The organism is Pseudoalteromonas sp. CO348, from assembly GCF_004208845.1.
In the GTDB taxonomy this organism is placed as follows: domain Bacteria; phylum Pseudomonadota; class Gammaproteobacteria; order Enterobacterales; family Alteromonadaceae; genus Pseudoalteromonas; species Pseudoalteromonas maricaloris.
This window is the reverse complement of record NZ_SGPI01000016.1, coordinates 208504-219423: the sequence shown is the minus strand read 5'-3', so window position 1 is coordinate 219423 and position 10920 is coordinate 208504. Positions and strand designations below refer to the sequence as shown.

General features: G+C 42.9%; 9 protein-coding genes. 6 read left to right on the top strand and 3 right to left on the bottom strand.

The genetic code is table 11. From position 1 onward, the window contains the following. Positions 1-78: 78 nt before the first annotated feature. Together EXT48_RS07465 and EXT48_RS07460 are read right to left on the bottom strand one after the other, a co-directional pair. Complete coding sequence (locus tag EXT48_RS07465; RefSeq protein WP_130164059.1) at positions 79-519, bottom strand: hypothetical protein; 441 nt, start codon at positions 517-519, stop codon at positions 79-81. A gap of 79 nt (positions 520-598) precedes the next feature. After that, on the bottom strand, positions 599-1441 hold the full coding sequence (locus EXT48_RS07460; RefSeq protein ID WP_240703359.1) for a hypothetical protein: 843 nt from the start codon (positions 1439-1441) through the stop codon (positions 599-601). Positions 1442-1720: 279 nt separating this feature from the next. Here EXT48_RS07460 and EXT48_RS07455 point away from each other — a divergent pair, with 279 nt between their 5' ends. Then, positions 1721-2680, top strand: coding sequence for an integron integrase (locus EXT48_RS07455; RefSeq protein WP_130164058.1), 960 nt, complete (start codon positions 1721-1723; stop codon positions 2678-2680). Positions 2681-2954: 274 nt separating this feature from the next. On the opposite strand, the gene EXT48_RS07450 is transcribed toward EXT48_RS07455, so the two are convergent. Then, positions 2955-3389 (bottom strand): AAA family ATPase, encoded by a 435-nt coding sequence (locus EXT48_RS07450; protein ID WP_026000942.1) that lies wholly within the window; start codon positions 3387-3389, stop codon positions 2955-2957. Between the two features lie 228 nt (positions 3390-3617). Between EXT48_RS07450 and asnS the strand changes: the two genes are divergently transcribed. The 5 genes from asnS (at position 3618) to EXT48_RS07425 (ending at position 10731) form a co-directional block, all read left to right on the top strand. Next, positions 3618-5015 carry an asparagine--tRNA ligase gene (asnS, locus tag EXT48_RS07445; protein ID WP_010379069.1) on the top strand — a complete coding sequence of 466 codons (1398 nt, stop codon included), beginning with the start codon at positions 3618-3620 and terminating at the stop codon, positions 5013-5015. A 279-nt stretch (positions 5016-5294) separates the two neighbouring features. Further along, positions 5295-6305: a heme-binding protein gene (locus EXT48_RS07440; protein ID WP_010604792.1), complete on the top strand. Its 1011-nt coding sequence runs from the start codon at positions 5295-5297 to the stop codon at positions 6303-6305. Positions 6306-6838: 533 nt separating this feature from the next. Next, entirely contained in the window at positions 6839-7294 is a 456-nt protein-coding gene (locus EXT48_RS07435) for a hypothetical protein (RefSeq protein ID WP_130164057.1), read from the top strand. Positions 7295-7364: 70 nt separating this feature from the next. After that, positions 7365-9758, top strand: coding sequence for a TOMM precursor leader peptide-binding protein (locus tag EXT48_RS07430; protein WP_130164056.1), 2394 nt, complete (start codon positions 7365-7367; stop codon positions 9756-9758). Positions 9759-9768: 10 nt separating this feature from the next. Then, entirely contained in the window at positions 9769-10731 is a 963-nt protein-coding gene (locus EXT48_RS07425) for a Gfo/Idh/MocA family oxidoreductase (RefSeq protein ID WP_130164055.1), read from the top strand. The last annotated feature ends 189 nt before the right edge of the window (positions 10732-10920 follow it).

The window sequence follows — 10920 nt, the reverse complement described above, 5'->3', positions numbered from 1 at the left end:
TTGCCAATACAAATTAGCTGCTTAAAAGCAGCTAAAAAGAATCGTTATGCTTACTTGACCGGATAAGGTTCATATGTGTTATGTAGTTATACGACTAAACTCGCCTTTAACTTTTAATTTAGCAAACTCATCTGTAAGTAGCTTTAAACATTCCATAAGCTCATCTTCTAGATAGAAAAAGTCTTCTGCTTTTTTATGCAGTGTATCCATGTTTGGATTACTTCCAATGGTAACGATAAGAGCTTCATGAGCAATGTAATTTCGCTCTTTACGAAGTTTATTAAGCCTCTTTTGAAGCTCTTTATTATCATTCAATTTCGCAAACACATTAAGTAGGTGCTCTAAAGGGAAACTTTCTACATCCTCAACAGAATAATCAAATTGGATATGATCTGAAACTAACATTCTGATGTAATCGTAAGAAGTACCGATATACATCTTTAAAGTTAACTCCAATAGCTGAAAATTTGTCAACAAAGCGACTGTTCGTTGTTTATAAAAATCCTGCTCCTGCTTCATAGTTTCCCTAAGTACATAACGCCCGCAGTTGCGGCTGGTTTGGAGCGCAGCGGAAAACCTGTCCGACAACCTGCGCTTGTTATGCATTTTCTACTTCCTGCGATATAAGTGCTTTGAGGTTTATGTGTTCTACTTTGGTTGCCAAGATACAAGCCTCAGAAGATGGCCATCCCCATACTATTCCCGTAACTTCAGCCATTTCTGGACTCCACTCCACGCCTGCCTTAAGGCATGCGACCCGCTTCGTATCCCATACAAGAGAACCACTAAAGCCATGAGGGTCGGGAAGGTGAGAAGTACCATCAATGCTTGTAGCTAAGTCAGGAGGATAAAAAAGAGAGAAATGAAACTCTTCGTCTGCCTCTTTTACCGTTTGCGGAAAAGGACATTGCTGTGTGAGGTAAGGAGTGCCTGGTGTAATTAAATGCTCAAACAGAAACTTCGACCTCTCTCCACTGTAGCCAGCAAAAAACAAGCATTCATGCTCTGCGGGGCTATGAGTGGCAGCGAACCGCTCTTCAGGAATCGTCAACCCTGAATGCTCAACCAAACTCCAACTACTATCAGGAATTTCGCTAATAGCCACATCGACAGGAGCCGCCTCGGCAACTACTGGTTTTGTGAGCCTTAAAACAGAGTCGTTTTCCTTAAATTGATGCGTAAGGGAATGGGTTGAAAGGTGTTTTGCTACATGTTCATTCGTAATTATGTACTTCTTACCCTCGACTTCAATATAGGACCCAGACCCTAAATGTTCACCTTCTTTCTCTGATAGAACTCGCGAAATTGGAGACAAGTAGGGCTGAACATGCACTATCATCCTTTTGGCTGTATCTGCACATATCTCCTGCCACTTCTCTTCTTTTGATTTGGTCATGGTGCCGATGTTTCTCCTTGTGCATAACATTTTATTCGTGCGCATGCGCGTTCACCTCGTTGGACCAGTGAAAACGCGCGCAGTTAACTATCAGTATGTAAAGAACTTATCAGCATTCTTCTAAATATACCATCTAGAAAAATGCGCATGCGCGTTTCCCAAACCTATTATCTCAAATCGAAAATAAATAACCTCTTGATAAAAATAACATTTTTAATTTATTCATGCGTAAACGCGCAAAAATTTTTTCATTATTTCCCTTGATATCCGAGAACTTTAGATAATACTGTATATATATACAGCAATATAGAATAAGGAGTTGTCATGAGTCTAAAAAGCCCATTTCTGAAAGGTCTTCAGGAAGAAATGCGTATGCATGGTTACAGCATTAGAACAGAAAAAACCTACCTATATTGGATTAAGGCATTCATTAACTATCACCACAAGCGTCACCCTGAGACAATGGGAACGGAAGAGGTTACACAATTTTTAACTTTCCTTGCCAACCAACGAAATGTGGCTATCAACACACAAAAAATTGCACTTAACGCGTTAGCCTATTTGTATCAGAAGCATTTGCACCATGAGCTTGGGGATTTAGGCTTTTGCTATGCCACTAAACAAAGACATTTACCTACAGTGTTATCCCCATCAGAAATCTCACTAATACTAAATGAACTTGATGGCCGCGATAGACTAATAATAGAACTACTCTATGGTAGCGGACTAAGAGTTTCAGAATGCCTCAGGTTACGTATCCAAGATATTGATATTGATAGAGCTTCGCTGACAGTTAGAGACGGAAAAGGGCATAAAGATAGGCAAACCATCCTCAGCAATAGATGCTCAAAAAAGCTCACTACATATATTGAAATGGCTATTAAGATTCAACAGGATGACAACCTTCACGGGATAGGTCCATCTTTGCCAAATGCAGTAGAACGCAAGTATCCCAACGCGTTTAGGCAGCATGGGTGGATGTTTATTTTCCCTTCCAGCACTGCTTGTATCAATCCTTATACAGGAACACTTTGCAGGCACCATTTACATCAAAGTGTTATTCGTAAAGCGCTCGGGAATGCCGTGCGTAATATTCAAATAAACAAACGCGTCACCTGCCATACGTTTAGGCATAGCTTCGCAACCCATTTGCTTCAAGCTGGTCGTGATATAAGAAGTGTTCAAGAATTACTGGGCCACAATGACGTTAGTACCACACAAATCTATACACATGTACTTGGCCAACATTTTGCAGGTACAACTAGCCCGTTAGACACTATATAAATGTCAGAGCCCTTTCGAAACTCAGTAGCATTACTAAAATTGGGTCAACTGAAGCTAAAAAAGTTGGTTGCACATCACACTGCTGAATAGCAATGGGGCAGGAATGAGCTGACTAAACGGCCGCTATGTAAAATAAGGCTAACATTGACGACCGTCTCTTGTTTGCTCTAAGGCGAATTCTAAACCCGCTCTTTTTAACTGTAAGATCGGATATGAGATACTACCCTGTTTAACATGCACGAGCGTTGTTAGGGTTACACTTCCCTAAGCTTGATCACCATTCGAAAAGGTGGGCCATTTTTGAAATTGTTTTCAAACCAATGCCATGGCTATTACGTTTGGCATATAAGTGCTGTAGGGATTTATCTTTAATTTCGCCAACAATGACTTCTTTCACTTGATAGCCCATTGCCACAGCAGCTGATGCATAAGCAACAAACTCCCATTTCTTGATATTGGTGTTATCAACAACGACCAAAGGGATACCTTCAGCTAAGGCGTTAATAAACCGAGCTAAGTTTAAGTTGTGATATTCTGAAAGGCGTTGTTTTTCAAAATGATACTCGCCGTTTTCATTAAGAAAATAATCATCGGTTGAACAGATAAAATACTGTGTTTCATCGCCGGAGACGAGATCGTCGGCTAGCGTTTGCGCATAATGCGATTTTCCAGAGCCAGGTAGACCCCTCAAAATAAAAACTTGTTTCATCGAGTTTTGAACGTCACTGTTAGAATTAATAAAGCTATTTTTATCATCGAACATTCATAATGCCACAGTCCGACTGTTTTTTCATGGCTTTTACTCATTCTTTTCAGCCCAGTTTTTTGCATTTCAGTGTTTTTTTATTTGTCCATCGCAGGTAAGATACGGCTTACATGACGATAAGACACTCTGTCTTTTAATTTACAAATAAAAAATAAATCATTTGGAGTAAAGATGAGCCACACAGCGATAACGGAGCTACTAGCAGGCACCGTTGCGGTTGACAGCCAAGTAACAGTAAAGGGCTGGATCCGTACACGACGTGATTCAAAAGCAGGTATTTCATTTCTAGCCGTTCATGACGGTTCTTGTTTTGACCCTATTCAAGCCGTAGTCCCTAATTCGCTGAATAATTATGACGAAGTGACTCGTCTTACTGCTGGGTGTTCAGTAGCAGTGACTGGTGTGCTTGTACAATCACAAGGTCAAGGTCAATCTTTTGAGATCCAAGCGAACAGTGTTGAGGTATTAGGCTGGGTTGAGAATCCAGATTCATACCCAATGGCTGCAAAACGCCACAGTATTGAATACTTACGCGAACATGCGCACCTTCGCCCTCGCACTAATGTTATGGGCGCGGTTACGCGTGTACGTAACTGTCTTGCACAAGCTATTCACCGTTTCTATCATGAGCGTGGCTACCAGTGGATCAGCACGCCTATCATTACCGCAAGTGACTGTGAAGGCGCAGGTGAGATGTTCCGTGTATCTACACTTGATATGAACAACCTACCACGCACAGACAAAGGCGATGTAGACTATTCAGAAGACTTTTTTGGTAAAGAAGCATTTTTGACCGTATCTGGTCAGCTTAACGGTGAAACATACGCGAGTGCCCTTTCAAAAATCTATACTTTTGGTCCAACATTCCGTGCTGAAAACTCAAACACTTCTCGTCACTTAGCAGAGTTTTGGATGGTTGAGCCTGAAGTGGCATTCGCCGACCTTAACGACATCGCAGCGCTTGCAGAAGACATGTTGAAGTATGTGTTTAAAGCAGTACTTGATGAACGTCGTGATGATATGGAGTTTTTCGCACAGCGCATCGAAAAAGATGCCATTACTCGCCTAGAATCATTCATCGATAAAGACTTTGCTCAGGTAGATTACACAGATGCTATCGAAATTCTAAAAGCATGTGATAAAGAGTTTGAATTCCCTGTTGAGTGGGGCGTCGACTTACAATCAGAACACGAACGTTACCTTGCTGAAGTACACTTTAACGCACCAGTAGTTATCAAAAACTACCCTCGTGATATCAAAGCATTCTACATGCGCCAAAACGAAGACGGTAAAACCGTTGCTGCTATGGACGTCGTTGCGCCTGGTATTGGTGAAATCATTGGTGGCTCACAGCGTGAAGAGCGTTTAGATGTGCTAGATGCGCGTCTTGAAGAGATGGGCTTAAACAAAGAAGATTACAGCTGGTACCGCGACCTACGTAAGTATGGAACAGTGCCTCACTCAGGCTTTGGTCTTGGCTTTGAGCGCTTGGTTGCTTATGTTACTGGCATGGGCAACGTACGTGATGTTATTGCCTTCCCTCGTACAAAAGGCAGCGCGACTTACTAAAACGTCACAAACTCAGCTTTGCTAAAAACGCTCCCTTTTATGGGAGCGTTTTGCATTGCGCGTTTTGAGATCTCTCATGATAACATCAGCGCTTTACTATAGTTGTACCAACATAGCGCTCACCCGAGGTCATAGAACCCTGCCAATTCAAACACCTAAGTATTCATATGCACAACACAGCCCTCAATGTAATGTGATGTAATCGATCAATTTGCATAACCATACTTAAATTAAACACTGAAAACACTTTATTAACAAACCTTTTAAAGGGAGTTTTTTATGTTTAATACTGTCACCAATCAGCAAGCAAAAGCCACAGCAGATCACCTACAAGCTGCGCTGCAACCTAACAAGCAAGGTTTTGTCCCAGATTACAATATACCTTTACTCGCAACAGGAGGAGGAAATAGCCAGCCAGAAACCCTCAGCGCACTTGGGCCATTGGCAGATCTCATCGGCACTTGGGCAAGCGCTCGTTTTGCGGGATTTAACGTCATGCCGCTGCCGCAAGAAACTGCTCCAGAAGGGGTTATATTGTTTAATTTCCCTTACTACGAGGTGATCACCTTTAGCGCTACACAAGGAAAAGTAGTAAATCGAGGTGGCGATTATCAACAAAATAGCTATACGATCTTTTATGAGCAACGTGTATTTTTTGCCGACGGTGACAAGAAAGACCAACTTGTGCATGCTGAAAATGGCACTTGGCTCAATTTAGCCACCACCAATCAAGGTTCAGGTAAGTACAACCGCCCTCCTTATATCCCCGCTCCTTCAGGTGGAGCAAACGTGCCAATACAAAATCCAGAGCATGCGATAGTCAAACAGGTTTCAATTCCACACGGTAACTCAATTTTAGCACTTGGAAATCATCACTTTGTCGATGGTCGTCCAGAAATTCCCATTGCCAACACGCTGCCGCAACCAGAAACTAAGGCAGGTACTGCCATTGCGGGTTTGTATGGAGAAAACTCACCGAGTAATCCAAATATCAATCCGAATATCGTGTTAGAACAACAATTGCTAGTTAACCAAGCATATAACCCTATCACTAAAACGGATATTTTGACCGTTAACAGTGACAATGATGGATTAGTTTCAAGTATCCCATTTTGTAAAAACCATGTAGACGTTCCAAACTTTTCTACCACTTACTGGATAGAAAGGTTATCCAGTGGCGCGTTGCAACTGCAATACACACAGAATATTTCGCTACAGTTTAACAACACCAAAAACAGCAAACTACTGTTTCCCCACATTACTGCAAACACCCTGTTTAAGGTGGGATAGCGATACTAGGATTTCGCTCAGGTTCAAAATATAAGTTGATATCTACATGTAGTTAGTCAGGTCTCAACCTTGTTGTTATTTGCCATGGCGAATTTAGCGGTGTCTATCGCTCGGCACCAAACATCAATCTAAAGCCATGACTTTGGTCATAAAGGATTTGAAAATGAGTAATGACGTTAAAGATCTTCAGGTTCAGCTCACAGAGCTAAGTTCAAAAGTTAAAGAATTAGAAAAGCAATATTCTGAGCAGCAAGCAGAGGGAGTACGTAAATGCGACGCTTGCGCCCTTACGTGCAGTCCTTGCTATTTATGTACTCCTTGCACTCCATGCTCGCCTTGTACAAACTGCCTCCCTTGTGTTGTCAATTTCTGTAACTGCTGCCTTCACTGTCAGCCTACTGCTACGCCAGAATCTGCATCACTGCAATGTCTACAGTGTCAACCTTCAGGGGGCGCTAGCGTTCAATGCGCACAAAGCATACAGTGTGTTCCTTGTATCATTTCGTTCTGTGTAACCTGTCAGCCTGCGCAGTGTGTTACTTGCCAGCCAACACAATGTGTTTTATGTCAACCGCAGTGCGTTCCTTGCCAACCAACACAATGTGTTTTATGTCAGCCGCAGTGTGTTCCTTGCCAGCCAACACAATGTGTTTTATGTCAACCGCAGTGTGTTACTTGCCAGCCAACACAATGTGTTTTATGTCAGCCGCAGTGTGTTACTTGCCAACCAACACAATGTGTTTTATGTCAACCGCAGTGTGTTACTTGCCAGCCAACACAATGTGTTTTATGTCAGCCGCAGTGTGTTACTTGCCAACCAACACAATGTGTTTTATGTCAACCGCAGTGCGTTCCTTGCCAGCCGACACAGTGTGTGTTGTGTCAACCCTCTGTTAATCACTTTCAAGGTGCACAATTGTGTGCCGGAAGTAACCCAACATACCAATGTTATACCTGTACACCAGGTCCAATTTATTGCTGTATGTTGAGTGCAGTTCAAGGATAAAGACATTAGTGAAGCCTCTCTATCGGGGCTTCCATAACTTACAGAGGATGCATATGAATAAAGATAAAATAAGGCTATCACCTGCCGCAAGTATCTTACCTAACGATGAGGGAGTATTGCTACGCTCTGATCTTGGAGATTTTCAACTCCATGGAAAAGACATAAGTGCTTTTGTTGACGACATTATTCCTTTATTAAATGGTGACTTTGGCCTCGATGAGATCGCATCACAGATAACGCAATACTCTAGCGCTAGTGTTGAGCAATTATTGCGCTTATTGGAGCAAAAAGGTCTCATTGAACGCGTTGTTATCAACTCAACCTCAGCTCCTTGGCCTGAACAATACCGCTTTATTAACGCGTGGCAAAATGAGGCAAAGCGTGATCCACGAACACTCCAGAATAACCGTATTCTGTGTATAGGGTTAACGCCTTGGGCGATGCCTATGCTAGAAGAGCTGTTAAATGCTGGCGTGGGGTATATTCATATTCTTGATGATGCTAATTGTACTAACCAAAGTGGCTATTATCATCATGCAGTTAATCACCTGCCAAGTAATGCTACAACGGTCGATGCCTTCACAGACTACCTAAAGCAACGCTTTGTTCACTCAGAAGTTAGTGCACAAACTGCCGAACTGAACTCCCCATTAGATAAAGTTATTCTTCAAAACTGGGATCTGGTTGTTATTTCTCTGCCATCGGACTCGCTCAGTGCGCATACCAACATCGCCACGCATTTAGCTAAGCTTGCACTACCTACTTTTTACGTCTCAATTGATGGACTAACCGGGCATGTAGGTCCATATGTTACCAATCAAGGCGGTGGATGCTGGAACTGTTTACGGCTGCGAAAACTTGGCACCGCAATAAATCCGCAAACTGCACACAAGATTGATGAGATCACGAATAAAGCACATTCCGGCGCTCGAGCCCATTCAATTTTAAGTAGTATGTCAGCATCAATCGCAATGCAGGCTGCAACTGATATACAAACCATTTTGTTACAGTACACGCAATCTGTGCTGCAAAATACTACCAGAACAACCAATTTGGTTAGTGGAGAAAGCTCGCTCCACCCTATTATTCCAGTCCCTGAATGCGCAGTATGCTCTGGCCCTAGCGAACAAGATATCTCTTCCTGCAATAAGGCGTTACCAGCCATTTCTGAATTAGAGACAGTTGAGCAATTTAAAACAATGATGCGAGGTTGGGTTGACCCTGAATTTGGCGTGATAAAACAACTAACGGGCCATGCCCCCCACTTGCCTGAACTCCCTGTCACCGCATCTGCAAGCCTAAGTAGTTTTACAAGTGGTAAGTTTGATCCGAGAACACAAGGCCAAGTTGGTTCAGGCAAAGGATTAGACTCGCTTTCAGCTCATATTAGTGCCGTGGGTGAAGCACTTGAGCGTTATTCAGCAGCGAGATACGATATTCGTAACTGTCGTTATGCCACGGTAAATCAACTTCAAGGAGACTACGTAAACCCAGCAGATCTAGTCCTCTATTCTCCCGAGCAGTATGCAACACCAGGGTTTCCTTTTAGTAAATGGCGAAGCAAACAAAAAATTCATTGGGTTGAAGGCAATTGGATTGGCACAAGTCGCGCTACTTGGGTGCCCGCTTTAGTGAGCTACTTTAATTTTACTTGCCCTTATGAAGAACAATTCAGTCAAGTTTCTTCTAATGGCTTAGCGGCAGGTAAAGATAACGAAGATGCCGCTGTCAGAGCCTGCTTCGAACTCATTGAAAGAGATGCGATGATGCTTACCTGGTACGCCCAACTCCCTTGTACTAGATTAGATGCCGACTCTTTGCTAACTGGCAAGTTGAAGCTCATGGTCGAATCGATAACACAGCAAGGCATAGCGCTAGAGTTATACCTTCTTGACGTCGGCATCCATATCCCAACGGTTGTTTGCCTTGGTCTAGGCGATGGCATCACCACGCCTGCGGTATCAGTTTCACTAGCAACCCATGACAATATCAATGTGGCTGTCACCAAAGCATTATTGGAGCAAGGTCATGTTATGCCCTATCTTTGCAGCCTAATGCAGAGTGGGCATAAAGCTCCACAAACCGTAGAGCAGGTCAGAACGTTAGAGGATCATGCTGCATTTTATTTCTCTAGTGCACACTTATCCGCCTTTAACTTCATGAGACAGCCTAAATCTGAATCTAAACCGCTATCATGCTGGTCTTATCCTACACTTGAGGGAGCCGCAGATCTAAGACAGCGCATTACCAAAGCGGGGGTTGATATTGCCATTGTTGACGTCACTGCTTCAGACGTTGCATTAAGTCCATTTAGAGTTGCTCGAGCTGTTGGTGTTAATATGCAGCCCATTCACTTTGGCGAACAATTCAAGCGCATTGACAACCCAAGATTGCATAAACTCTTGGCAGGCCGCGCGGTTAACTTGTATCCACACCCCATTGCATAAGGACTCAGCTATGAAAGTTTTAGTATGCGGAACAAATTACGGTGCGACTTATATTCGGGCATTACAGTTTCAAAATACGGGATTGATGCTCAGTGGCATATTGTCAACTGGTGGTCTTCGCTCAACACAGTACGCTCAGTCCTTTGCCGTACCACATTACACCAATGTAGAGCAGATAACAGACAAACAAGTAGATATTGCTTGTGTGGCTATCGCTGGCGATGCCGGTATTGAGATTACTATCGCACTATTAGAAAAACGTATTCATGTAATTTGTGAACATCCAATTGGGCCAACCTCGATGACACAGGCATTAGCAGTCGCAAAAGCGAATGGCGTTAGGTTCTGGGTGAACGCCCATTTCGCCGATTTGTATCCTATTCGCTCTTTCTATGACAGCTACTTCAGTGCCGCAGCACAAGGCCAATGTATGCATCTAGACCTCGCCGTTAACCTCAGGACACTGTATTCGGGACTGGATTTAATTTGTCGTCTGTTTACCGACGAAGTTGATGTGACAGTAGCCATTCAACCGAAGGCTACTCCGAGTGCGTTTGCTAGTATTTTGCTACAACGCGGGGAGATGTCCATTTCGCTGCTTTGTCAAAACTTTGCGTCTGAGTTTGATGATGGTTCAGCAACATTTATCAATCATAGAGTCTCAGCCATATTTAACCATGGCACATTACTGCTAAGCGATACTTATGGTCCATTAACTTGGTTACCATCACCTATCACTATGTCTAGTAAAGAGTGGCGAAGCCACTACCTGCTGGAGCAACATGCGTTTACGGTGAATGAAATAATGACATTGCGCGATAAAGCCAACTTAGCCGTACTTGAACAACTTAAAGCCGTTATCTATGGCGACAGCGACTGTCCCCATTTTCAAACGCCTGACTACCTAATTGCATTATCAAAGCTTTGGGAGAATGTGTATTTAGTATTGAATGGAAGTAATGAGGCGGGTTAAAGAAAATATGCAGCAAAAGTAATATCAACTAGCCTAATTCAACGATCCATTTTTAGACGAGAAAATCTTGTCGATAGCACAGCTATGGGCAAGGTAGCGAGGCCTGTGTCGGCGAGGTAAAAGTTTTTGTTATTTAGTCGCTCAATTTGAGGGAGTATTAACGCTAAATGGAATAATAGAGTGGATCGA